Genomic DNA, 25,039 nt, shown 5'->3' with positions numbered 1-25,039 from the left:
ACAATAAAAAGCAGGGGCCGTTACGGAAATCCGTAACGGCCCCTGCTGCTGCCCGGAGGCGGAACGGCTAGGTCAGCTTCACCTGGCGGTTCATGTCCTTGTACAGGAGGTAGCGGAACTCGCCCGGGCCACCGGCGTAGCAGGCCTGCGGGCAGAAGGCGCGCAGCCACATGAAGTCGCCGGCCTCCACCTCCACCCAGTCGTTGTTCAGCAGGTACATGGCCTTGCCTTCCAGGACGTACAGGCCGTGCTCCATCACGTGGGTTTCCGGAAACGGGATCACGCCGCCAGGCTGGAACGTGACGATGTTGACCTGCATGTCATGCGCCAGGTCGCTGGAGTCCGTGAATCGCGTGGTCTTCCAGACGTCGTTGGTGTCCGGCATGGACGTGGGCTGAACGTCCTTTTCGTTGGTGACAAAGGACTTGGCCTCGTACCCTTCCAGGCGCTCGTAGGCCTTGCGGATCCAGTGGTAGGACACGACGTCGTCCGAAACGTTCTCCACGCCCCACTCCGAACCGGCGGCCAGGTAGGCGTAGCCGCCCTCCTCCATCTGGTGCAGTTCGCCGTCGAGGGTCAGGTTGAGCTTGCCCTTGGTCACGAAGACGACGCCTTCCACGCCTGCCTCGAATTCGGCCTTCGGTGCGCCGCCGCCCGGAGCGATCTCGACGATCAGCTGGGAGAACGTGGTGGCGAAACCCGAAATGGGGCGGGCGATGATCCACGAGCGGGTGTTGGAGAAGCCCGGAAGGTTTGACGTGACGATGTCCGTCATGACGCCCTTCGGGATCACCGTGTAGGCCTCGGTGACGATGGCGCGCTCGGTGGTCAGGTGGGTCTGCGGCGGCAGTCCGCCGCTTGGGGAGTAGTACTTGCCCATGAATGGATTCCTTTTGGCTTAGGAGTTGGAAGTGGTGGCCAGCCGCGGGTGCGCCAGTGCGGTGAGCTGCGGAATTCCGACGCCGGCAAGCGCCTGGACTTCCTCGGCGCCAACAGCGCCGCACTGGACGCCGCGCAGCACGAACGCGGCCAGGGCGCGGGCGGTGGCGGGCTCGTCCAAGACGCCGCCTTCGGTCCGGTCCACGTAGTTGCGCAGGCGGGCTGCAGCGGCCGGGAGTCCTTCGCGGTAGAAGGCGTAGGTGGCGGCGAACCGGCTGGGCAGCTGGGCCGGGTGCAGGTCCCAGCCCTGGTAGTAGCCGCGTTCCAGCGACCGCCGCACCAGGCGCCCATGCAGAGCCCAGGCGTTCTCCACGTTGTCGCCCACGGGGATGATGTTGGTGGAACCGTCGGAGAGCCGGATGCCGGTTCCGGCCACGGCCAGCTGCATGACTTCCTTGGCGAAGTCGGCCACGGGGTGTTCCATGGACTGGTATTCGGCGGAGATCTGCAGGGATGCCGAGTAGTCGTAGGTGCCGTAGTGCAGGCCGCTGATGCGCCCCGGCACGGCATGCGGCAGCTGGGCCACCGGCGAGGTGCCGTCCGGGCCCAGGATCAGCTGCGGGGTTTCCACCTGGACCTCGAAACGGAGCCGCCCGGCCGGCAGTGAGTGGACTTCCTCAAGTCGGGACACCGCGTAGTCCATGGCCTGCACCTGCGCCACCGTGGTGACCTTGGGCAGGGTCAGGACCAGGCCTTCCGGCAGCTCGCCCGCTTGGGCGAGGCCGGAGACAAACAGGTCCAGCGTCCGCAGCCCGCGGGCCCGGGTGGGGGCCTCGAAGCACTTGAAGCGGATGCCGATGAACGGGGGAGCGGACCCGGCAGCGACTGCCTGGACCACGGCGGATGCTGCCGCAACGGCGGCGGCGTCCTCGGCGTCGTCGCCCCTGTTCCCAAAACCGTCCTCGAAGTCCAGGCGCAGGTCCTCGATCGGCTCGGTGGCCAGTTTGGTTTCAACCCGGCCAGCCACGGCCTGGGCGAGGCTTTCCTCCTGGCCCAGGAGCCGGCCCAGCTTTTCGAATCCGCCGTGGGCTTCTGCCGTCGCCGCTGCCTGGGCGCCCCAGTCAGCCGCGAACGACGGCGTAAAGCGGTCAGCGGGCACGTACACCGTGTGCACGGGCTGGCGGGAGCCGTCATCGCCGGGATAGTTACGGTCCAGGAGCTGGTCGGTGGCGGCCAGCTGCGCGTCAATGTGCGCGAGGTCCCCGGCCGGGAGTGACGTGTTGGGTGCGGCCATCTCAGTCCACCAGCTCGTAGGCGGGGGTGGTGAGGAAGTCCGTGTAGTCGTCGGAGAGGCAGATGTCAGCGATGAGCTCGCTGGCAGGCTGGTAGTACCGGCGGAACGCCTCGTCACCGAACTCGGTGCGGAGCCTTTCGGTCTCTTCGCCCAGGACCTTTTCCACCAGTTCCTTGGTGACGGTGTTGCCGGTGTCCGCCAGGATGGACTTGTTGCGGATCTGCTGCCACACCTGGGAACGGGAGATCTCCGCGGTGGCGGCATCCTCCATCAGGTTGTGGATGGCAACGGCGCCGTTTCCGGACAGCCACACGGCCGTGTACGCGACTGCCACATACAGGTTCAGGCGCAGCCCGGCCTCGGTGACCTGGCCGTCCGCGGACTGGACGTCCAGTAGCTGCTCCGCCGTGACGGAAACCTCCGGACGCTGCTTGTCCACCTGGTTGGGCTTGTCGCCGAGCACGGAGTCGAAGACCTCGCGGCAGGTGGGGACCAGGTCCGGGTGGGCAACCCAGGAACCGTCGAACCCGTCGTTGGCCTCGCGGGTCTTGTCAGCACGGACCTTCTCGAAGGCAGCCGCGGTGACTTCCGGGTGGCGGCGGTTGGGGATGACCGCTGCCATGCCGCCCATGGCGAACGCGCCGCGCTGGTGGCAAGTCTTGACCAGGAGCTCGGTGTAGGCACGCATGAACGGGGCGGTCATCACTACGGAGGCGCGGTCCGGCAGGACGAACTCCTCGCCGGCGTCCCGGAAGTACTTGATGATGCTGAACAGGTAGTCCCAGCGGCCGGCGTTCAGGCCGGAGGCGTGGTCCCGCAGTTCGTAGAGGATCTCGTCCATCTCGAACGCGGCCGGGATGGTCTCGATCAGGACCGTGGCGCGGATGGTGCCCTGGTTCAGACCCAGGAAGTCCTGCGCGAAGACAAAGACGTCGTTCCAAAGCCGTGCCTCGAGGTGGCTCTCCATCTTGGGCAGGTAGTAGTACGGGCCCTGGCCGTTGAGCACCAACTGCTTGGCGATGTGGAAGAAATGCAGGCCGAAGTCCACCAGGGCGCCCACGGCCGGTTCGCCGTTGATGAGCAGGTGCTTTTCCTGCATGTGCCAGCCGCGGGGGCGGGCCACCACGACGGCGAGCGGAGCGTCGGTGCGGAGGCGGTACTCCTTGCCTTCCTCCGAGGTGAAGCTCAACGTGCCCTGGGCCGCGTCGCGGAGATTCAGGATGGCGTCGATGACATTGGCCCAGGTGGGCGTGCTGGCGTCCTCAAGGTCCGCCAGCCACACCTTGGCACCGGAGTTCAGGGCGTTGATGGCCATCTTCGCCGGCGACGCGGGCCCGGTCATTTCCACCCGGCGGTCCTGCAAAGCCGCCGGTGCCGGCGCAACCTTCCAGTCGCCGTCGCGCACGTCCTTGGTCTCCGGCAGGAAGTCCAGCTTGCCGGTCTCGGCTACCCGCTGCCGCTTGACGGCGCGGGCCGCCAGGAGCTCGTTGCGGGTACCGGCGAACCGGTTGTGGAGCTCCTCGACGAAGGCCAGTGCCTTGGGCGTGAGGATCTCCTCCGCGCGGTCGATCGGCCGGGGATCTGTGACGGTGATGGCCATTTCTGGTCCTTTCCTATGGCTGGGAAGTCGGGCGGGTCAGGCGGAGGCGAGTGCCGGCGCTGGTTCCTTGGCAGGGTCGGCCGGTTCGGCAGCCGTTGCAACGTTTGAGGCCTGGGCTGCGGCCGCGACGGCGGCCGCGACGTCGGCGGTCACGTGGGGGTCGAAGATGCTGGGGATGATGTAGCTCGCATTGAGCTCATTATCATTCACGCGGTTTGCGATTGCCTCGGCGGCAGCCACCAGCATTTCCGGGGTGATGTCGCTCGCGCCTACATCCAGGAGCCCGCGGAAGAGGCCGGGGAAGGCCAGGACGTTGTTGATCTGGTTGGGGAAGTCGCTGCGGCCGGTGGCCACCACTGCGGCGTGCCGGGACGCGACGGCCGGGTCCACCTCGGGGGTGGGGTTGGCCATGGCGAACACAATCGCGTCCTTGGCCATGGAGGCAATGTGCTCTTCGCCCAGGATGTTCGGGGCGGAGACGCCGATGAAGACATCGGCGCCCACCAGGGCCTCGTGGAGGCTGCCGGCGAAGCCCTCCTGATTGGTGTTGTCTGCGATCCAGGTGCGGTGGGAGTCGTTGTAGGTCTCGCCCTTGTGGATGGCGCCGGAGCGGCCTGCGGCCACGATGTGCCGGGCGCCCTGGGCTTTGAGCAGCTGGATGATGGCGGAGCCGGCGGCACCGACGCCGGACACCACGATCCTGACGTCCGCGATCTTCTTGTCCACCACGCGCAGGGCGTTGACCAGGGCGGCCAGGGTAACGATGGCGGTGCCGTGCTGGTCGTCGTGGAAGACCGGGATGTCCAGTTCCTCACGCAGGCGCGCCTCGATCTCGAAGCAGCGGGGAGCAGCGATGTCCTCCAGGTTCACGCCGCCGAAGACGGGTGCCAGGAGCTTGACGGTGCGGATGATTTCCTCGGTGTCCTGGGTGTCCAGGCAGACGGGCCAGGCGTCCACGTTGGCGAACTGCTTGAAGAGGGCGGCCTTGCCCTCCATGACCGGCAGGGCCGCGGCGGGGCCGATGTTGCCCAGGCCCAGCACGGCGGAACCGTCGGTGACCACTGCCACGGTGTTGCGCTTGACCGTCAGGTTGCGGGCAGCGGCGGGATCCTCGGCGATGGCCAGGCAAACGCGGGCGACGCCGGGCGTGTAGGCACGGGAAAGATCGTCGCGGTTGCGCAGCGGGACTTTGGGAACGACTTCGAGCTTGCCGCCCAGGTGCATCAGGAAGGTGCGGTCCGAGACGTGCTGGACCGTGACGCCCTCAAGGGCGTTGAGGGCGTCCTTGACGCGTGCGGCGTGGTCGTCGTCGGTGGTGTTGCAGGTGACGTCGACGACGAGGGTCTCGTGGTGGGACTCGGTGACGTCCAGTGCCGTGATGGCCGCGCCGGCTGCTCCGACGGCTGCGGCGAGTTCGCTGGTGGCGTTGAAGCTTGAAGGTGCTTCCACGCGCAGGGTGATCGAATTTCCGGGGCTGGGGTTCGCCATTGAATGTCCTCCTGTTTGGGCCTGGTTCGGCTTCTGCTCTAATCCGAATGTTTTCGTATTATGGATATTATTATCTACTTTATGGAAACACAACCCCTCCGAATGCGACCGTCCCTTCGCGTCGCGGCGGCGGTGGCTGTGCTGTATGTTGGGTGTTCTAAGCAACTCTTTTCACGATGCGGATAAGAGTTGTCGGATTCCGAGCCATAGGAGACAACGGAATGGCAGAAAAAGCCTCTGGCGGGGTGCAGTCGGTAGAGCGCGTCTTCGAACTGCTTGAGCTCATCACCGATGCCGGCGGCGACGTCACCCTCAGCGAGCTGTCGTCCTCCACGGACCTGCCGCTGCCCACCATCCACCGCCTGCTCCGCACCTTGGTGTCGCTTGGCTACATCCGCCAGCTGCCCAACCGGCGCTACGCGCTGGGCCCCCGGCTCATCCGCCTTGGCGAAGGTGCCAACAAGCAGTTGGGCGCCTTGGCCCAGCCCCAGTTGAAGATCCTGGTGGACCGGCTGGGAGAGACCTCCAACATGGCGGTGCTGGATTCGGACATGGTGATCTATGTGGCCCAGGTGCCGTCGCTGCACTCCATGCGCATGTTCACGGAGGTGGGCCGCCGCGCCCATACCCATGCCACCGGCGTCGGCAAGGCCATCCTGGCCCAGCTCGACGACGACACCGTGCGGGGTATCGTGGCCCGCGCCGGCATGCCCACCCCGACGCCCAAGAGCATCGGCGATGTGGATGAATTGCTGGCCGACCTCAAGCTCATCCGCGAGCGTGGCTACTCCATTGACGAGGAGGAGCAGGAACTTGGTGTCCGCTGCTTCGCCATGGCGGTACCAAATGCCCCCACGCCCAGCGCCATTTCCGTCTCCGGCCCGGTATCCCGGGTGGATGAAGACTTCGCCGACAAAGCCGTTCCCATCCTCCGTGAAGCCGCCGAGGCCATCTCCCGCGAACTCAACCGCACCTGAGGCACCCGCGCGGCGCCGACTTCCAAAACCACACACTAAGCGGCCCCTCCCGTTCGGGAGGGGCCGCCGTCGTCTGTTGCAGGGAAAATTAATGCTCCGACGCCTTCTCAGATGACTGGATGGGGACTTCCTTGCCGTCGCAGTCGATGAGCTTGCCGTTTTCAAACCGGTCGCCCTCGGCCAGGCAGCGGAGGTCCTCGGCGCGCACCAGGCGCTCGGTGCCGGCCACGAACACGGACTGGTTGTCCGAGTTTCCGGCCCGGAGGTGGTTGAACAGCAGGTTCAGCAGGATGGCCATGACCGCGGCCGAGCTGATGCCGGAGTGGAAGATGGTGCCGAACCAGGACGGGAACTGGTCGTAGAAGGTGGGGGCTGCGATCGGGATCATCCCGAAGCCGATGGAGGCGGCCACCACGATCAGGTTCATGTTGTTCTTGTAGTCCACCTTGGACAGCGTCCGGATGCCGCTGGCGGCAACCGTGCCGAAGAGCACGATCCCGGCGCCGCCCAGGACGGGGGTGGGTACTGCTGCCACCACGCGGCCCAGGATGGGCAGCAGGCCCAGGACCACCAGGATCACGCCGCCGGCGCTGACCACGAACCGGCTCTTGACGCCCGTGATGGCCACCAGGCCCACATTCTGCGCGAACGCGCTCTGGGTGAAGGAGTTGAAGAGCGGGGAGACAGCGCTGGACAGCATGTCGGCACGAAGGCCATTGCCGATCCGCTTGGAGTCAACCTTGGTGCCTACGATCTCGCCCACGGCGATGATGTCCGCCGAGGTTTCGGTGAGGGTAACCAGGATGACGATCAGCATGGAGATGATGGCGGCGACTTCAAAGGTTGGCGGCCCAAAGGCGAAGGGGGTGGGGAAGGCGACAATCTCGCCCTGGCCCACCTTGGAGAAATCGGCCATGCCGAAGACGATGGCGATCACCGTGCCCAGGACCATGGCCAGCAGGATGGACAGCCGGGAGATGGCTGCACTGCCCACCTTGCTGAGGAGCAGGACGATGCCCATGGTCGCTGCGGCGAGTCCGATATTCGCCACGCTGCCGTAGTTGGGGGCCTTGTTGTTGCCGCCCATGGCCCAGTTAGCGGCCACCGGCATCAGCGTTAGGCCGATTGTGGTGATCACCGTGCCGGTGACCACCGGCGGGAAGAAGCGGATGATCTTGGAGAACAGTGGCGTGATCAGCAGCCCGATCAGGGAGGCTGCGATGACCGAACCGAAGACGGCCTGGATGCCGCCTCCGCCGTGGACGATGGCGACCATGGTGGAGACGCCGGCAAAGGAGACGCCCTGCACCAGCGGCAGCTGCGAGCCGAAGAACGGGATGCCGACGGTCTGCAGGATGGTGGCCAGGCCGCCGACAAACAGGCAGGCTGCGATGAGCAGGCCGATGTCCTGCGAGTTCATCCCGGCGGCCGCGCCGATGATCAGGGGAGGGGCGATGATGCCCCCGTACATGGTGAGGACGTGCTGGAAGCCGTAGGCAAACATGCTTCCGATCGGGAGCCGCTGGTCCTCGGGGCGGGCCGTCCGTGCGCCTTTGCCGGCGGCTGCGGGGACCAGTTTCTTCTTGGTGTTCATGGCAGACTTTCTTGGTTCATGGCAGACGTCATCGTCTGGCTAACTGGTGTCTGGCTAACAGGTGCTGTGAAGAGTTGAATATGTAGTTTTTGGTTGCACTGGGCTGGATTCGACGGGCTCAACCACGGGTGGTTGAGCCCGTCGAGACCAGAGAGTGTGCCTTTAGCAGAAGCCGGCGATGCCGGACCAGGCAGCAGGGGCTGCGGCTGCATCATCGCGCTGGACCGTGGCCTCGATCAGGCCGTACGGGCGGTCTGCTGCGAAGAAGACCTCGTTGGGGTTGTCGAGGCCGAATGGCGAGAGGTCCACCAGGAAGTGGTGCTTGTTGGGCATGGAGAACTTGATCTCGTCGATTTCGCTGTGTGCTTCGAGCACCTTGGTGCCCATGTCGAACAGGGTCTGCTGGAGCGCATGGGAGTACTTCTCGGTGAAGCCTTCAAGCAGGAGGCCCTTGACGTCGTCGTAGCTCTTGTTGAAGTCCAGCGTGCTGAAGTCCGTCCCGGTCTTGAAGCGCCAGCGGGCTGAAACGTCCGTGGCCAGGATGCGGTCGGTGGTTTCGGGCAAGGTGGTGTAGCGGTCCCGGGGGTAGCCGACAAAGCCGGACTGGGTGGACTTCAGGACGGTCAGGTCCTTCAGTCCGGAGATCAGGTGGCTTGTGGCCCCGTCCCGGACCAGGACGGCAGTCCGGACTTCCTGGCCGTTGCGGACGAATGAGTGGTCGTGTTCGCTGCCGTGGGCCTGGATCCGGTTCCAGGCGTAGGACTCTGCTTCCCAGCGTCCGCCGTTGACCCAGTCGAAGCTGGAAGTGAAGTGCTCGCCAAGACGCAAAAGGAACTCTTCCGGCGAGCCAATGCCGTCGCGGGCAAAGGCGTAGATGGTGTTCTTCTGGGTATCGGTGGCCACGACGTGGGCGTTGTCGCCTTCCAGGTGGGCCGCGGCGAAGTCGCCCCGCAGCTGCGAGGTGACGTTCAGGTCCTCAATCTCGTGGCGGTTGCTTTCGCGGGTGATCTTGACGACGCGCACTTCTGCCTTGCCGTACTGGTTCTCGCCGAGGATGATCTTGCTGCTCATGGTCTTTTCCCAACTTCCGGTAAGTGGAACCAAGGTTCCATCACTGAAATTAAGCGCGCGTTTCATGCGCGTTTCCGATGGAGCCGACCCAACAAAAAAGAGCCGGCATCCGTTGATGCCAGCTCATTACGACCCTGCCTGCTGCTCCCAGGTTACGTGACGTGCGCCACGAGTTGCATAACAGCGTACCTCCCCAGGCTGGTGGTGTACATCACAGGTTTAAAAATCGCTTTGTGACCGGTTCGGCCCGGCGAAGCCGGCCGGCTTGCTGGAGTGGCTATTGACCGCGCCGGCAAAACCGCCTTACTCTTTTCGCAGAGCAAAAATTGCTTTCCGCAATATGAAAATTAGGAGGTTCCGATGTACCAGCAGGACAACCGTTCCGTGTCGGCAACGCCGTCCACAGGAGCCGGCACAGAGGAGTTCTACCTCCCGCTCGGAGGTGGAATTGATCCGGATCTGTACGTGCCGGAGGACCGCCTTCACCCCACTGGCCGCTTCTCCCGGTGGATCCAGTCTTTGCCTGTTTTCGGCGGCAGTGCCGCACGGCGGTAAAAAGCCGCACAGTGCCCGCGCGATTTCGTCGCCTGCGAGTACCGCGCGGTCATACCGCGTGTCGGTGAGATGAAAGGCGAGTAGTTGCTACTCGCGACTGCCGGCGGCGCTTCACCTAACCTTGCACAATAGACGGCAGTCCATGCCCCTGGTGTTCAGCCCGGGACCTGGCCAGCCTCCGCTATAGCTGCACGGAAGGACAGCGATGCCACAGGCCACAGCCCGCTTGGTGCAGGTCCTGTGCTGCCTGTTGGTCCTTGCAGGGCTGTCGGGAAGTGCCATCCGAATGCAGGACCCGGTTGATGCGTCTTCGCCCGGACAGGACGCGTCCATGTCAGCTGCTGACCCGCTGGCAGGGCCGGCGCCTTCGGATCCCAAAGACGGAGCACCGCCACAGGCCGCGGAGCCGCGCGGGTCCGCTGCGCAGCCACCTGAAGGCGAGGGGGCTGGCAAGGCCGACGATTCCCCCGTCGGGGCGGCCGGCGATGACGCCCCGGTCAAAGGAACGCCTGTCGTGGCCAGTAAGGAAGCGGGACCGCTGGGCCCTCCAGGGCCGTGGCAGCTTGTGCTGGACGAGGAGTTCGACACTCTCAATACCAGCCTTTGGACTCCCTACTGGTTCCGTGACTGCCACCCCGGATCGACGAAGAACGGCGTCAAGACCTGTTCGGGCAACGTCAAAGTGGAAAACGGAAACGCGGTCCTCCAGTTGTCCGATTCCCAATCCGGAGCGTTGCTCTCCACCAACCCCAAAGACGGCGTTCCGGGCCATGTGGGCTTTCAATACACCACCGGATACGTCGAGGCCCGGATCTACTTCCCGGGAACCTGCTCGGGCGGCATCCACAACTGGCCTGCGTGGTGGACCACAGGCCAAAAGTTCCCTTCGACTGGCGAGATCGATATTGCCGAGCCGCTTGAGGGCACCATGACCACGGTCTATCACTCCACCGACAGCGACCCTGCCAAATGGTTCCTGGGCTGCTACGCCGGCGGCTACCACACCTATGGTGTGCACCGGAAGGCCGGCGTCAATGACATCTACTTCGACGGCAAGCTTGAGTTCTCCTACGCCACGAACGATGGGAACGCCCCGCACTACCTGATCCTGAACGTCGGCATTTGGGCTGACAAGAAGACCCTGGGGCCGGCCGGAGCGGTCAAGGTGGACTGGGTGCGGGCCTGGAAGTGACTGACGCCCGGCCCTAGGAGCCGGGCCGCCCCGGCCACTGCTTGCCGGCCCAAGGGTCGTAGTCCACAACGAGCTCCTCCTGCGGCGGCCGTTCGGCTTCGGGAACATGCTGCAGGTTCACCCGCACGCGGTACCAAAGCGAGCTGGACCCGCGCATCCCGTCGACCAGGATGTCCGCGGGCTGCAGGGAATCGACGACGGCGGCGTGCCGGCTTTTCCATTCATCGAGCGCTGCGAGGGCCTCCGGCTTGGTCTTGGTGCGGGCCACCTCAATCAATGGCATCGAGGACTGCCGGCGGCCGGACCCGTTGCCTGACCGGGGGGCTTTCTCGGCGGGGCCCAGCTCTTTTGCGAGGGCCAGGAGTCCGTCCAGCCTGCCCGCTGAATTATCAATGCCGGCGTGGGGATCACCGATCCGTGCGTACCGCTCCAAAACCGTGCGCACCGTGAACTCTTCAGGCCTGGCAGTGCGCATCTCGTCCCACGTGACCGGTGTGGAAACGCGGGCATCGGGCAGTGGCCGGACGGAGTAGGCGGAGGCCACGGTGCGGTCCTTGGCGTTCTGGTTGAAGTCCACAAAGACGCTCTCGCCGCGCTCCTCCTTCCACCAGCGTGCGGTTGCCAGGCCGGGAGCCCGGTTCTCCACCTCCCGCGCCAGGGTTTCGGCAGCGAGCCGGACGTCCTTGTAGGACCACTCGGGGGTGATCCGGACCAGGATGTGCAGCCCGCGCGAACCGCTCGTCTTCGGCCAGCCCACCAGGCCTGCATCCTCCAGCACCTCCTGTGCCACGTACGCCACGTCCACAATCTGCGACCAGTCCACTCCCGGCATGGGATCAAGGTCCACCCGCAGCTCGTCCGGATGCTCAAGGTCCTCTGCGCGCACCGGATGCGGATTCAGGTCCAGGCAGCCGAGGTTGATGACCCAAGCCAGCCCGGCAGCATCCCGGATTACGGCTTCCTCCGCCGAGGTCCCGGACGCGTAATGCAGCGTGGTGGTGTCGATGAAGGGAGGGTGGTTTTCCGGCACGCGCTTCTGGAAGAAGGGCTCGGCGTCGATGCCCTTGGGGAACCGCTTGAGCACCATGGGCCTGCCGCCCGCGCCCCTCAGCGCGCCGTCTGCCACCGCCAGGTAGTACTGGACCAGGTCCAGCTTGGTCAGCCCCGGCCCAGGGAACACCACTTTGTCCGGGCTGGAGACCCGCACTTCGATCCCATCGATCTCCAGAACCTCGGGTGGCGTCTTTGACGGTGTCATGGCGCCACGCTAGCAGCGGGCCGGGCGCGTGTCAGCCGTTGACCAGCCTCTTTGCCGCCGCAGAGTGTTCAGTAATGAGGCCGGCCACGTCCAGCCCCGGGATCTGCCCGTCCGCCACCCTCCACTGCCCGCCCACCATCACCCTGTCCGCCCGGTCGGCGGCGCACAGGAGGAGGGCGGCGATGGGGTCGTGGCTGCCGGAGAAGCGGAGGTCGTCCAGCCGGAACAGCGCCAGGTCGGCCTGCATTCCGGGTGCCAGTTGGCCCAGGCCGGACCGTCCCAGGACAGCGGCGGACCCGCGGGTGGCCCAGCCCAGTGCCCGCTCAACCGGCACGTCGGCGCCGTACCGCAGCCTCTGGAGGTAGAGGGCCTGCCGCGCTTCCAGGATCATGTTGGAGGCATCATTTGACGCCGAGCCGTCCACTCCCAGCCCCACCGGGACTCCGGCCTGCTCCAGTTCCAGGACCCGGGCGGTTCCGGAGGCAAGCCGCATGTTGGAGGTGGGGCAATGCGCGACGCCGGTCCCCGCCGCGCCGAGGCGGGTGATCTCCGCGTCGCTGAAGTGGATTCCGTGCCCCAGCCAGGTGCGGTCCGTCAGCCAGCCCACGCTGTCCAGGTAGTCAACCGTCCGCAGTCCGAACATCTCCCGGCAGAAGTCCTCCTCGTCGAGGGTCTCGGCCAGATGCGTGTGCAGCCGGATATCCAGGCGCTCAGCGAGGGCCGCGCTTTCGGCCATGATCTCCTTCGTCACCGAGAACGGCGAGCAGGGTGCCAAGGCGATCTGGATCGCGGCCGCCTCCCCACGTTCGTGGTACTGGCCCACCAGGCGCTCGCTGTCCGCCAGCACCACCTCCGGATCCTGCACGGTGGACTGTGGCGGCAGGCCGCCGTCGTCCGTTCCCAGCGTCATGGACCCCCGGGTAAGCGTGGCCCGCATGCCCAGCCGCCGCACCGCCTCAACCTCGATGTCCACGGCATCCTCAAGCCCCGCGGGGAAAAGGTAGTGGTGGTCGGCGGCGGTGGTGCAGCCGGAGAGCAGCAGTTCGGCCAGGGCCACCGTGGCTGCCAGTTCCAGGTCCTTCGGGGTGAGCCGGGCCCATACCGGGTACAGGTTCTGCAGCCAGGGGAACAGCGGGGCGTTGGCCACCGGACCCCAAGCGCGCGTGAGGGTTTGGTAAAAGTGGTGGTGCGTGTTGATCAGGCCCGGCAGCAGCACATGGCTGCCGGCGTCGAAGGTCTCCGTGCAGGGCGCTGAAGGCTGCTGCCCAGGGGCCAGGACCTCGGTGATAACGCCGTCCGCAACCACCACCCCGCCCGAGGCATCAAGGGTATTGGCGGTGAAGGCGGCCAGCGGATTGCGGATCCATAAACGGGAGGCGGATGCAGGGGAGGAGGGAGTCATGGCGGTCCTGTCTGAACGGTTGGCGGTGCGGTGCGTCCAGCTCAGTGATGCCCTGTCTGCTGATCCAGGTAGCCGTTCCTGCGGGCAGGACGGGTGCTGCCAGAGTAGGGAAACGGTCCGCCTGCGTCAACGCCCGCGTTTGTGACCGCGGCGGTGGGAGCGCGGTGAAGAGCCCGAAACATGCTTTTCACATAGCGAAATTAAATTTCCAGAAACTATGGCGTGGCCCACAAACCGGTGCTAATCTCGATTCTGCCAAAGGCGGGCACCCGAACCCGGGAAGCTATCTACCAGGCGCAACTTAACCTTCACAGCACATGCTGAAGCCTGGTAACCGTTCGCACCTGGTTCTACCGGTCCTGCGCGGCAACAGGCTTCCCGGCAAAAGGAAGTCGCATCATGAGTACCACCGTCACGGCCGAACAGTTTTTGGCCCGCTCCATCAGGCTGGCAACAGCCAATGTCCTCAACAGCGGAGGCCCGTTCGGCGCCATGATCGTCACGGCGGACGGGCAGGCGTTCGACGGCGTCAACCGCGTCACGGCGGACAACGATCCCACCGCGCACGCCGAAGTTACCGCCATCCGCACTGCCTGCCGCGAACTGGGCACCTTCGACCTCAGCGGCGCCACCCTCTACACCAGCTGCGAGCCCTGCCCCATGTGCCTGGCCTCCGCACTTTGGGCACGGGTAAGCCGCGTTGTCTACGCTGCAGACCGCCACGACGCCGCCTCTGTCGGCTTCGACGACGCCGTGTTCTACGAGTACTTTGAAAACCAGGACAGGGATTCCCTGATGCCGGTCTCCAAGCTGGAACTGGGCGATCCCCAGGCCCCGGCCCCGCTGGAGCCGTTCAACACCTGGAACACGCTCGAATCCAGGATCGACTACTAGGCCCGGCGGCTTCGATGACCATCCTGGACCATTCCCACGAGGAGCATTCGGCTCCAACCACCAGCACCACCCGGCGGGCGCCGCGCACTTCCACGCAGGCAACCGGAACACCGCGGCCGCCGGCACCGGAATCCTTCCTGGACCGTTTCTTCCAGATCACCCGGCGCGGCTCAACCCTTGCCCGCGAATTCCGCGGCGGCCTGGTCACCTTCTTCACCATGGCGTACATCGTCATCCTGAACCCCCTCATCCTGGGCGGCTTCAGCGCGGACAACGCCCCCACCGACGTCGCCGGCGGCTGGCTCTCCGCAGCCCAGGTGGGTGCCGTCACCGGTCTCACCGCCGGTGTCATGACCATCCTCTTCGGCCTCATCGCCAACCTGCCGTTCGGGCTCGCGGCGGGCCTGGGCATCAACTCCTTCCTGGCCGTCTCGGTGATCCACGAGGTCACCTGGCCGGAGGCCATGGGCCTGGTGGTGATCAACGGCATCCTGATCGTCCTCTTCGGCGTCACCGGCGCCCGGACCGCCATCTTCCGGGCCGTGCCCAAGGAGCTGAAGGCCGCAATTACCGTGGGCATCGGCCTCTTCATCGCCTTCATCGGTTTCGTGGACTCCGGATTTGTCCGGCCCACCGCGGGTGGTCCGCCCGTCCAGCTGGGCGACGGCGGCTCCATCACCTCCGTGCCCACGCTCGTCTTCGTCGTCGGACTCCTGGCCATGGGCATCCTGGTGGCACGCAAGGTCCAGGGCGGCCTGCTCATCGGCATCGTTGGCACCACCGTGCTGGCCGCCGTCGTGGAAGCCATCATGAAGATCGGCCCCGCCAGCGCCAACAACCCGGGCGGCTGGCACCTGAACACCCCCGTCCTGTCCGGCCAACTGGTGTCGGCGCCGGACCTGGGCCTTGTAGGCCAGTTCGACCTGTTCGGCTCCTTCGCCAGGATCGGCGGACTCGCGGCCACCATGCTGGTCTTCACGCTGGTGTTCACCAACTTCTTCGACGCGATGGGCACCATGACCGGCCTGGCCAAGAGCGCCGGCGTCGCGCACAAAGACGGCACGTTCCCGCGGCTGAAATCGGCCTTCATCGTGGAAGGCTTCGGCGCCGTGGCGGGCGGGGCCACGTCCGGTTCCTCCAACACCGTGTACATCGACTCGGCGGCCGGCATCGGCGAAGGTGCCCGCACCGGCCTGGCCTCGGTGGTCACCGGCCTGCTGTTCCTGGGCTCGATGTTCCTTACCCCGCTCACCAGCGTGGTGCCGCTCGAGGTCGCAGCCGCCGCCCTGGTGGTGGTGGGCGCCATGATGATGGCGCAGATCCGCGAGATCAAGTTCACCAAGTTCACGGTGGCCCTGCCGGCGTTCCTCACCATCGTGACGATGCCGCTGAGCTACTCGATTGCCAACGGCATCGGGGTGGGCTTCGTGAGCTGGGCCGTCATCGGGGCTGCCTCCGGCAAAGCTAAGAAGATCCATCCACTGATGTGGGTGGTCAGCGCAGGGTTCCTGGTGTATTTCGCCCGCGGACCGATCAACGCCCTGCTGGGCGGCTAAGTATTGCCCTTTCCTTCCGGGGGCCGGGCCAGCTCTTGGCCCGGTCCACGGATGGGCAGACAATGAACACCACCGCTGCGGAAGAAGGAGTGCCGCCATGCTTGACCTGATCCCTTCGCTCGGCCGCTGGGCGCCCCGGCTCCAAGGCGAGCCGTTCGCCGTGGCCACCATCGTGGCGGCTTCCGGCTCGGTGCCGCGGCCTGTTGGAACCTCCATGCTGGTCACGGGAGCCGGGGATGTCCTGGGCAGCCTCTCCGGCGGCTGCGTGGAAGGCGCCGTGGTGGCGCTTGCCCAGGAGGCAATGGACGACGGCGTCCCGCGCCAGGAGACCTTTGGCTTCAGCTCCGCGGACGCCTTTGCCGCCGGGCTCACCTGTGGGGGAGAACTGGCCATCCATATCCAGCCGGTGCCGGCGACAGGACCCGATAAAGTCCCGCACCCGCTCCGCACAGCCCTGCTGCAACTCGCGCAACCCGGCCCGGACCAACCCGTCGCGCTGGTACGGCTGCTGGGGAACCCTGGAGGTGCCGCCGTCGTCCTTTCCGATCCGGCCGCTTTCCGCCTGGGCGCCCACCCGGAACTGGCCTCACGGCTGCAGGGAGAATCTGCGCTGCAGATGGAAGCCATGGTGCGCCGCGGCGGTGCCGGCCTGGTCCGGCTCCCGGAGCCGGGCGAATGCGCTCCGGACCGAAGCGACGCGCATCCTGCCGGGGAGCGCGCCATCCTGGTGGAGTCCCGGCTGGCCCCGCCGCGCATGCTGGTGTTCGGCGCCAACGACTTCGGCGCGGCGCTGGTGCCGGCCGCCAAGCTGCTGGGCTATCACGTGACCCTGGTGGATGCCCGCCCGGCCTTCGCGTTGCAGCCCCGGTTCGCCGCAGCAGACCAGGTGGTCACCGACTGGCCGCACCGCTACCTGGCCGCGGAAGCGGCAGCCGGCAGGCTGGACACCCGCACCGTGGCCGCCGTCCTCACCCACGACCCCAAGTTCGACATCCCCCTGCTGGAAACCGCCCTGGCACTGGACCTCGCCTATGTGGGCGCCATGGGATCCCGCCGCAGCCACCTCCAACGGGTGGACGAGCTCCTGAATGCAGGCGTTCCGCCGGAACGGATTGCCCAGCTGCATTCACCCATCGGCCTTGACCTCGGTGCCGTCACTCCCGCCGAAGTGGCGGTGTCCGTGACCGCCGAATTGATCGCCGCCCGGAACCGCGCCGCCACTTGCGTGCCGCTGCGGGACACCTCCGGTGCCATCCACCACCCGGCTGCCCCCGCAGCCGCAGACCTTAATACCCAGGAGATCGCATGGACATGAACACCATCGAGGCGGTGGTCCGCACCACCGACCCCGCACAATGGCGCGACGGCGATGCCTGGCTTGCCGGCGGCACGGTCCTTTTCTCGTACGGCAGCTACGCCTTTGGACCCCAGCCGCTCACCCGGCTCCTGGACCTGGGCGGTGCCGGCTGGACGCCCATCACCGTCACCGGCGACGGGACTGAGCTGGCCGCCACCTGCACCATCGCCGAGCTGTATGCCCTGCCCGATTCTCCTGAGGTGTCCGGCCGTGCCTGGCCCGCGCTGGACCTGGTCCGCGCATGCTGCGATTCGTTCGTGGCGTCCTTCAAGATTTGGAACATGTCCACCGTGGGCGGCAACCTCTGCACCTCCCTGCCCGCGGGACCTGTCATCTCGCTCTGCGCCGGGCTGGACGGCACGGCCACCATCCTCGCACCGGACGGCACCAGCCGGCTTGTTCCGGTGGCAGATTTCATCACCGGGGATGCGACAAACTGCCTGGCACCCGGCGAACTGCTCCGCAGCGTCCACCTGCCGGCGTCGGCCCTTGCCTCACGCGTGGCGTTCCGACGGCTGTCGCTGAGCAACCTGGGCCGGTCCGGGGCGCTGCTCATTGGAAGGCTCGACGGCGGCACCTCCTTGATCCTGACCGTCACCGCCGCCACCAAGCGGCCTGTCCAGCTGCGCTTCGACGGGGTGCCGGAAGCAGACCGGCTGGCCGCTGCACTGGACGACGCCATCCCGGCGGCGCTCTACCACGACGACATCCACGGCCTGCCTGCCTGGCGCCGCGACATGACTTACCGGCTGGCTGAGGAAATCCGCGCCGAACTGGCAGCGCCCGAAGGGACGCCGGGACTGGCGGTCTCCGGCGACTTCTGGCCGCCCCGCAGTGCCGGTGCGCCGGTATCCGGGGCCACGACACTTCCGAAAGGGGCCTGAGCATGGCCATCGAGATCAATGGCACCCCCGCCGGCGCCACACCCCGCCCGGGCCAGTGCCTGCGCACCTTCCTGCGGGAGCAGGGCACCACCGGTGTGAAGAAGGGCTGCGATGGCGGTGACTGCGGCGCCTGCACCGTGCACGTGGACGGAACACCGGTCCACAGCTGCATCTACCCCGCCGTCCGGGCGGAGGGGCATGCGGTCACCACCATCGAGGGACTGGCTGCTGCTTCGGGCGGCGGAGACGGCCAGCTGCATCCGGTGCAGCGGCAGTTCATGGAGCGACAGGGTTTCCAGTGCGGCTTCTGCACGGCAGGCATGGTTATGACGGCGGCAACGTTCGACGACGAACAAAGGGACAACTTGCCGCGGAACCTCAAGGGCAACCTCTGCCGGTGCACCGGCTACCGCGCCATCGCCGATGCCGTCTGCGGCGACGCCGGCCACCCCGCCCCTGAGGGGCATGGGTCCGGCATCGCCGGGGAGGGCCAGCCGGATCCGGAGCCGGGCAGGCTGGGCGACGACGTTCCCGCGCCGGCCAGCCGGGCGGTGGTCACCGGCGCAGCCCGCTACACCCTGGACCTCCCCACGGACCAGCAGGAGGCACTGCTGCACCTGAAGATCCTGCGCTCGCCGCACGCCCACGCCCGGGTTGTGTCTATCGACAAGGATGCCGCGCTGCAGGTGCCCGGGGTGGTGGCAGTTTTCACCCATGAGGACGCGCCGGAGCAGCTGTTTTCCACGGCCCAGCACGAACTCTTCACCGACGACCCGGACGATACCCGGGTACTCGATGACGTGGTGCGGTTCCGCGGGCAGCGGGTGGCCGCCGTCGTGGCCGAATCGGTGGGCGCCGCAGAAGCCGGAGTGCGGGCGCTGACTGTTGATTATGAGGAACTGCCCGCCGTCTTTTCGCCACAGGACGCGCTGCTTCCCGGCGCGCCGCTGGTACACGGGGACAAGGACGCCTTCACGGCCCGCATCTCCCGGCCGGACCGGAACGTGGTGGCGGAGCTGCACTCCGAGCTGGGAAACGTGGCCGACGGCTTCGCCGCCGCCGACTTCATCCACGAACAGACCTACCAGACCCAGCGGGTGCAGCACGTTGCGCTGGAAACGCACGCGGCCATCGCCTCGGTGGACGCCGAAGGCCGGCTGCAGGTCCGCACCTCCAGCCAGGTCCCGTTCCTGGTCCGGCGGACGCTGTGCCGGGTGTTCGGCCTGGAAGAAGACAAGGTACACGTGGTGGCCGGGCGTGTGGGCGGTGGCTTCGGCGGCAAGCAGGAAGTCCTCACCGAAGACCTCGCGGCGCTCGCGGCCCTGAAACTGAAGCGGCCGGTCCAGCTGGAACTCACCCGCTCGGAGCAGTTCACTGCCACCACCACCCGGCACCCGTTCACCATCGAGCTGAAGGCGGGCGCCAGCAGGGACGGCAGGCTGACGGCCCTGGAGCTGGACGTCGTGACCAACACCGGTGCCTACGGCAACCACGGCCCCGGCGTCATGTTCCACGGCTGCGGTGAATCGCTGGCCGTGTACAACTGCGCCAACAAGAAGGTGGACGCACACTCGGTGTACACCAACACTGTTCCGGCCGGGGCGTTCCGGGGCTACGGGCTGAGCCAGATGATCTTCGCCATCGAATCCGCCATGGATGAATTGGCCGCCGGAATCGGGATGGATCCGCTGGAGTTCCGCCGCCGGAACATTGTCCGCGAAGGGGACCACATGCTGTCCACCCAGCCGGATCCGGAGGAGGACGTCCACTACGGCAGCTACGGCCTGGACCAGTGCCTGGACCTGGTGCGGGACGCCCTGGACCGCGGCAAGGCCCGCTACCGGGAGGCAGGGCTGGATGATCTTGGCCCGGACTGGATGGTGGGTGAGGGCGCTGCCCTGTCCATGATCGACACCGTGCCGCCGCGGGGCCACTTTGCCCATTCCCACGTCCGGCTCCTGCCGGACGGAACGTACCAGGCCGACGTCGGAACCGCCGAGTTTGGCAACGGCACCACCACGGTGCATGCCCAGTTGGCCGCCACGGCCTTGTCCACGGAGGCCTCCAAGGTGGCGGTGCGGCAGTCGGATACGGACCTGGTGGAGCACGATACCGGCGCTTTTGGTTCGGCGGGTACGGTGGTGGCCGGCAAGGCGACCTTGGCTGCGGCGGAAGAGCTGGCCGTGCGGATCCGGGCCTTCGCGGCCGGTATCCGGCAGACGCAGGCGTCCGCCTGTGTCCTGGAGGGCGGCGCGGTGGTGATCGACGGAGCCCGCGTGGCACTGGCTGACCTGGCGCAGGCCGCTGCGGATGCCGGCGTCGAACTTGCCGCCGAGGGACGCTGGGGTGGCACCCCACGCTCCGTAGCCTTCAACGTGCACGGCTTCCGGGTGGCAGTGAACCGCGGCACCGGTGAGCTGAAGATCCTGCAAAGCGTGCAGGCGGCGGACGCCGGTGTGGTGGTCAACCCGCGCCAGTGCCGCGGCCAGATCGAGGGCGGGATCGCGCAGGCCCTGGGTGCCACGCTGTACGAGGAGGTGGTAGTGGACGACGCCGGCAAGGTCACCACGGACATCCTGCGGCAGTACCACATTCCTACTTTCGCGGACGTGCCGCGCAGCGAGGTGTACTTCGCGGACACTTTCGACATGCTGGGGCCGCTGGGGGCGAAATCGATGAGCGAAAGCCCGTTCAATCCCGTGGCGCCGGCGCTTGCCAATGCCATCCGGAACGCCACCGGAGTGCGGTTCGCGTCTTTGCCCATCGCCCGGGACCGCATCTACCTGGGGCTCAAGGAAGCGGGCCTGGTGCCCAAGCTGGAGCGCGTGACTTCCTAGGCCGGCAGGTGGTCATACTTTCACTTGCGCGGGCGCAACCCGGGGTCGGATCTGACCCCGGGTTGCATCGTTGCATATAGTCGGGGGATGGAACAGCGGATTTTAGGCAAGACCGGACGGAACGTCTCCATCGTGGGGCTCGGTACCTGGCAGCTCGGCGCGGACTGGGGCAACGTGGATCCGGCACAGGCGCAGGCCATCCTCGCAGCCTCGGTGGAGGCAGGCGTCACCCTCTTCGACACCGCCGACGTCTACGGCGACGGCAAGAGCGAGCAGGCCATCGGGAAGTTCCTGGCGGACAACCCGGGCCTCGGCATCACGGTGGCCACCAAGATGGGCCGGCGGATGGAACAGCGGCCGGAAAACTACACCCTGGCCAACTTCCGCCAGTGGGTTGACCGCTCGCGGAAGAACCTGGGCACGGACACCCTGGACCTGGTCCAGCTGCACTGCCCGCCTACCCCGGTGTACAGCAACAACGAAGTGTACGACGCCCTCGATACCCTGGTGTCCGAAGGTGCCATCCGCAACTACGGCGTAAGTGTGGAACGCACGGACGAGGCCCTCGAAGCCATCCGGCACGAGGGGACAGCCTCGGTCCAGATCATCCTCAACGCCTTCCGCCTCAAGCCGCTGGACGAGGTGCTGCCCGCCGCCAAGGCCGCAGGGGTTGGCATCATTGCCCGCGTGCCGCTGGCATCCGGGCTGCTGTCCGGCAAGTACACCAAGGACACCACGTTCGCGGAGAACGACCACCGCAACTACAACCGCCAGGGCGAGGCCTTCGACGTCGGGGAGACCTTCTCGGGTGTGGACTACGAGTTGGGCCTGAAAGCCGTGAAGGAGTTCGAGCAGCTGGTGCCTTCCGGCGCTACCACGGCGCAGGCGGCCATTGCCTGGATCGCGGCCCAGGACGGCGTCACCACCGTCATTCCCGGCGCACGTAACGTGGAGCAGGCCCGCGGCAACGCTGCGGCAGCCACGGTCAGCGTGGGCAAGGAGTTCGACGACGGCGTCCGCTGGATCTACGACCACTACTTCCGCGAGTCCATCCACCCGCGCTGGTAACCCGGTCGCCGCCTGGGAGCACGCCGGTGACTGACTCAGTCCATGACTTTGTGGAGCGGCTCGCGGCCGTGCAGCTGGGACCCGCGTGCACCAACTTCTTCAATCATGAAGTTCCGGCGAACGCGCTGCGCAGGCACAACCTGGAGCTCTACCTCCGGGAGATGCTGGACCGGCGGCCCAAGGTGCTGCTGGTGGGGGAGGCGCCGGGCTTCAGGGGCATGCGGATCACTGGGGTGCCCTTCACCAACAGGGTCATTCTCGGAGGGCCCGCCAACAGCTTCGGGCTCTTCGGCCCCGGCAAGGGCTACGTGCTGCCGCCAGACGCTGCCGGGGTAGCCGCCGAGCCCACCGCCACCGTGCTCTGGCACGTCCTGGAAGAAGTGGGGTTCCTTCCGCTGCTGTGGAGTGCCTTTCCCTGGCACACCCACAAGCCGGGGCAGCCGTTGTCCAACCGCACGCCCAGGCCGTCCGAAACCCAACTCGGCACGCCTTTCTGGCAGGAACTGGCGGAGCTTTTCGGAGTCACCTCCATCGTGGCGGTGGGCAACGTGGCCCAGCACAGCCTGCAGCGCAGTGGTCTGTCCGCGCCAAAAATACGGCACCCGGCCCATGGCGGGCGGTCCGGCTTCAAACAGGGGCTTGAGCAGTTGTTGGGAAGTGGGATGCAGGCCTGAGCTGACGTCGTCACGGCCAGAATGTCGTACCCCCTTGTCATGATTGGTTTATGGGAAGGGCAGCGGTGGTCAGGGCTTATGCGGACATTCGGGCTGCCCTTGCTGTGTTGAACGCTGAGGTTGACGGGTCCGGGTTGGAGCCGTTTTCGGTGGCTGATCCTCTTGGTGGTTTGGCTGATGGGTGCCTGGATGTTTTGGCTGGTGCCCGGGTGGTTGAGGCCGGGTTCGCTGGGTTGAAGGCGAAGGCTGCGGTGAAGTATGCGGAGAGCGCCTCTGTTGTTGCCGGGCCGGATGTGCCGGTGCAGGCGCAGGAGATGGCGGTCGCGGCGGAGATCGGGTGTGTGCTGGTTTTGGGGCCGCGGGCGGCGTTATCGTTCTTGGCTGCTTCGCAGGCGGTTGTTTCGTCGTTGCCGCGGACCCTTGTGGGGCTGCAGGCCGGGATGTTGTCGTGGCAGCACGCGGTGGTGATGGCGGACGAGGCGGCGTGTCTGGACGCTGCCGGGGCGGCGGCGCTGGAAGCCCATTTCCTGGACCCGGACGCCCCTGGCGCGGCTCGGGGGTGCCCTGCCGGGGAGATGCCGGCGCACCGGTTTCGGGCCAAGGCCAGGGCGTGGCGTGAACGCCACCACGCGGAGAGCATTGAGAAGCGCCATGTGAAGGGGGTGGCGGATCGGCGGGTGGAGTTCCGGCCGGACCAGGACGGGATGGCGTGGCTGTCGGCGTGCCTGCCCGCGGCTCAGGCGTTGGCCGGGTGGAACCGGCTCACCGCGATCGCCCGCTCCCAGCAGGGACCCGACGAACCCCGGACCATGTCGCAGTTGCGGGCCGACACCTTCGCTGTGGCGGTTCTTGGCAGCGGCAGTATCACCCAAGGCGGTGGTACCTGCGCCACGCCCCTATCCGACACGGTCAGCGATGACGGGGCCGGTCCACGTGTCGGTGCCAGCGGCCGGACCGGTGGCGTGGTTGGTGTTGGCGTTGAAGGTGCTGGTGCAGGGGCAGAACACTTGTCTTCGCCGATCCGGGCGCAGGTTCTGGTGACGGTTCCGGTGTACTCGTTGATGGGGTTGACCGATGAGCCGGCCATGCTGGACGGGTACGGGCCGATCCCGCCGTCGATGGCCCGGGACCTGGTCGCGAACGGGGCGGGGTCGTTTTACCGGGTGTTGGTGGATCCGCGGGTAGGGGCGCCGCTGGAGATTGGGCGGACGAGTTACCGGGTGACTGGTGCGATGCGGGCCTGGTTGCGGATGCGGGACGGTAAGTGCCCGTTCCCGGGCTGCAGCAACAACTCCCTGGACAACGACGCGGACCATGTCCTCGCCTGGGCTGATGGCGGGACCACCGGGATCAGCAACCTGGGGCAGCCCTGCCCCAAACACCACAAACTCCGACACACCACCGGGTGGAAACCCACCCCGGCCACCAAAAACGAGCCACCCGGCTGGACCTCACCCACGGGCCGGCGCTACCCAAGCGAACACCAGGACTGGGAACCGCCCAAGTGGCCTGCCCTTCGCAACCCGCACCAGATACCAGGGGAGGGAGCGCCTGGCGCACTTCCGGATCTCGTGCACCTCGGCATATCTCCAGTAGAAAACTGGCTGGAGCGGATCCTGCACGCCCCAACCGCCTGACGCGGCCCGGGCAATGCTGCCCTGCCCGCGCCTGACCGTGCTCGAGTGCCTGTGGAGGTCGCCTGCTACTGAAGTTCCGGGCGCTGATGGCGGGAGGGCGCTAGCGTAAAAGGTCCAGCTGGTCCGGCGTATCCACATCTTCACCGGTGGACTGGTCGCTGCAGTCCACTTCGTCCACCAGGTCCGGGTGGGAGCGCAGGAAGCCGCGTGCCCCGGCGTCGCCCGTCACCGTCGCGCAGACGGCCTCCCGCAGGGAGGCGTCGATAAGCAGGGGATGCCCGCGGCGCAGTGCTGCCTGACCGCCGTCGCTGGAATCACGACGGTGGTACGCGGCCGCGGTGATCCGGCCGGTCCGGTGCCGGGCCAGCAACCGTGCCACTGTTTCACGGGTCAGGCCGGGCTGGTCCACGAGGGCGATCAAAAGGTGGCTTCCGGGATCCGCGGCTTGGTTTCCGAGGAGGAACGAGCTGCCCATGCCCGTCTGCCATTCCGCGTTGTCCACTACGCGGAAGCGGTCGAGGCTGGCAGCCGACTGAACTTCAGACGCTCCTGCCCCCAGGACCACCACCACTTCCCGGCAGCCACCGTCGAGCAGTGTGTTGGCGACCGACTCCACCAGCGGCCGGCCCCGGTAGGGCAGCAGGGCCTTCGGTCCCAAACCCAGACGTGTCCCGGCCCCGGCCGCCAGGACGACGCCAGTCACCCCGTGGCCAGTCGGGCCTGCGGGTCCGGGCGCGTCAGTGTTCCTCATAGCTGCACCCTAGCCAATGCCGAAGCAGTCGGGGCAGCCTCCCCCGGAAACTGCCCCGACTGCTGCTGCCG

Annotated in this window: 19 protein-coding genes; 10 read left to right on the top strand and 9 right to left on the bottom strand. The window is 66.8% G+C overall.

Translation table 11 applies throughout. The annotated features are described in order from the left end of the window. Positions 1 to 67 precede the first annotated feature (67 nt). The 4 genes from ACIGJD_RS17055 to ACIGJD_RS17040 are packed head-to-tail and all read right to left on the bottom strand — an operon-like array spanning position 68 to position 5,261. On the bottom strand, positions 68 to 880 hold the full coding sequence (locus tag ACIGJD_RS17055) for a bifunctional allantoicase/(S)-ureidoglycine aminohydrolase (RefSeq protein WP_376977509.1): 813 nt from the start codon (positions 878 to 880) through the stop codon (positions 68 to 70). An 18-nt stretch (positions 881 to 898) separates the two neighbouring features. Then, entirely contained in the window at positions 899 to 2,173 is a 1,275-nt protein-coding gene (locus ACIGJD_RS17050; protein WP_483687202.1) for a DUF6986 family protein, read from the bottom strand. Between the two features lies 1 nt (position 2,174). Then, positions 2,175 to 3,773 carry a malate synthase A gene (aceB, locus tag ACIGJD_RS17045; RefSeq protein ID WP_483687201.1) on the bottom strand — a complete coding sequence of 533 codons (1,599 nt, stop codon included), beginning with the start codon at positions 3,771 to 3,773 and terminating at the stop codon, positions 2,175 to 2,177. Positions 3,774 to 3,809: 36 nt separating this feature from the next. Then, positions 3,810 to 5,261: an NAD-dependent malic enzyme gene (locus ACIGJD_RS17040; RefSeq protein ID WP_483687200.1), complete on the bottom strand. Its 1,452-nt coding sequence runs from the start codon at positions 5,259 to 5,261 to the stop codon at positions 3,810 to 3,812. Positions 5,262 to 5,482: 221 nt separating this feature from the next. Between ACIGJD_RS17040 and ACIGJD_RS17035 the strand changes: the two genes are divergently transcribed. After that, a complete protein-coding gene (locus ACIGJD_RS17035) occupies positions 5,483 to 6,238 on the top strand; it encodes an IclR family transcriptional regulator (protein WP_483687199.1) in 756 nt (251 codons plus the stop codon). A gap of 88 nt (positions 6,239 to 6,326) precedes the next feature. Here ACIGJD_RS17035 and ACIGJD_RS17030 read toward each other — a convergent pair whose 3' ends face one another. Continuing rightward, positions 6,327 to 7,832: a nucleobase:cation symporter-2 family protein gene (locus ACIGJD_RS17030; RefSeq protein ID WP_483687198.1), complete on the bottom strand. Its 1,506-nt coding sequence runs from the start codon at positions 7,830 to 7,832 to the stop codon at positions 6,327 to 6,329. A 162-nt stretch (positions 7,833 to 7,994) separates the two neighbouring features. After that, the gene (gene pucL / locus ACIGJD_RS17025; protein ID WP_483687197.1) at positions 7,995 to 8,903 is read right to left on the bottom strand and encodes a factor-independent urate hydroxylase; all 909 of its coding nucleotides are present in this window, start codon (positions 8,901 to 8,903) and stop codon (positions 7,995 to 7,997) included. 886 nt (positions 8,904 to 9,789) lie between these two features. On the opposite strand from pucL, the gene ACIGJD_RS17020 reads away from it, so the two are divergent. Next, entirely contained in the window at positions 9,790 to 10,650 is an 861-nt protein-coding gene (locus tag ACIGJD_RS17020; RefSeq protein WP_483687196.1) for a glycoside hydrolase family 16 protein, read from the top strand. Positions 10,651 to 10,663: 13 nt separating this feature from the next. Here ACIGJD_RS17020 and ligD read toward each other — a convergent pair whose 3' ends face one another. Further along, on the bottom strand, positions 10,664 to 11,908 hold the full coding sequence (gene ligD / locus ACIGJD_RS17015) for a non-homologous end-joining DNA ligase (protein ID WP_483687195.1): 1,245 nt from the start codon (positions 11,906 to 11,908) through the stop codon (positions 10,664 to 10,666). 31 nt (positions 11,909 to 11,939) lie between these two features. Further along, the gene (locus ACIGJD_RS17010) at positions 11,940 to 13,310 is read right to left on the bottom strand and encodes an 8-oxoguanine deaminase (protein WP_483687194.1); all 1,371 of its coding nucleotides are present in this window, start codon (positions 13,308 to 13,310) and stop codon (positions 11,940 to 11,942) included. Positions 13,311 to 13,709: 399 nt separating this feature from the next. On the opposite strand from ACIGJD_RS17010, the gene ACIGJD_RS17005 reads away from it, so the two are divergent. From ACIGJD_RS17005 to ACIGJD_RS16970, 8 genes are all read left to right on the top strand, one after another. Beyond that, entirely contained in the window at positions 13,710 to 14,204 is a 495-nt protein-coding gene (locus ACIGJD_RS17005) for a nucleoside deaminase (protein WP_483687193.1), read from the top strand. Between the two features lie 14 nt (positions 14,205 to 14,218). Continuing rightward, positions 14,219 to 15,760 carry an NCS2 family permease gene (locus ACIGJD_RS17000; protein ID WP_483687192.1) on the top strand — a complete coding sequence of 514 codons (1,542 nt, stop codon included), beginning with the start codon at positions 14,219 to 14,221 and terminating at the stop codon, positions 15,758 to 15,760. Positions 15,761 to 15,857: 97 nt separating this feature from the next. Further along, complete coding sequence (locus ACIGJD_RS16995) at positions 15,858 to 17,075, top strand: XdhC family protein (RefSeq protein ID WP_483687191.1); 1,218 nt, start codon at positions 15,858 to 15,860, stop codon at positions 17,073 to 17,075. Next, positions 17,066 to 18,001, top strand: a complete 936-nt coding sequence (locus ACIGJD_RS16990) for an FAD binding domain-containing protein (RefSeq protein ID WP_483687190.1) — start codon at positions 17,066 to 17,068, stop codon at positions 17,999 to 18,001. Before ACIGJD_RS16995 ends, ACIGJD_RS16990 begins: the two co-directional genes overlap by 10 nt. Positions 18,002 to 18,003: 2 nt before the next feature. Then, complete coding sequence (locus ACIGJD_RS16985) at positions 18,004 to 20,838, top strand: molybdopterin-dependent oxidoreductase (RefSeq protein WP_483687189.1); 2,835 nt, start codon at positions 18,004 to 18,006, stop codon at positions 20,836 to 20,838. Positions 20,839 to 20,925: 87 nt separating this feature from the next. After that, on the top strand, positions 20,926 to 21,906 hold the full coding sequence (locus ACIGJD_RS16980) for an aldo/keto reductase (RefSeq protein ID WP_483687188.1): 981 nt from the start codon (positions 20,926 to 20,928) through the stop codon (positions 21,904 to 21,906). A 26-nt stretch (positions 21,907 to 21,932) separates the two neighbouring features. Next, on the top strand, positions 21,933 to 22,580 hold the full coding sequence (locus ACIGJD_RS16975; RefSeq protein ID WP_483687187.1) for a uracil-DNA glycosylase: 648 nt from the start codon (positions 21,933 to 21,935) through the stop codon (positions 22,578 to 22,580). A gap of 50 nt (positions 22,581 to 22,630) precedes the next feature. Beyond that, positions 22,631 to 24,217, top strand: coding sequence for an HNH endonuclease signature motif containing protein (locus ACIGJD_RS16970; RefSeq protein ID WP_483687186.1), 1,587 nt, complete (start codon positions 22,631 to 22,633; stop codon positions 24,215 to 24,217). A 100-nt stretch (positions 24,218 to 24,317) separates the two neighbouring features. On the opposite strand, the gene nboR is transcribed toward ACIGJD_RS16970, so the two are convergent. Further along, positions 24,318 to 24,968, bottom strand: a complete 651-nt coding sequence (gene nboR / locus ACIGJD_RS16965) for a nicotine blue oxidoreductase (protein WP_483687185.1) — start codon at positions 24,966 to 24,968, stop codon at positions 24,318 to 24,320. Positions 24,969 to 25,039 lie beyond the last annotated feature (71 nt).

This window comes from Arthrobacter sp. E1SS-5 (assembly GCF_057073715.1).
Note: the sequence above shows the minus strand (reverse complement) of the source record. Positions and strands in the feature narration are given on the sequence as shown.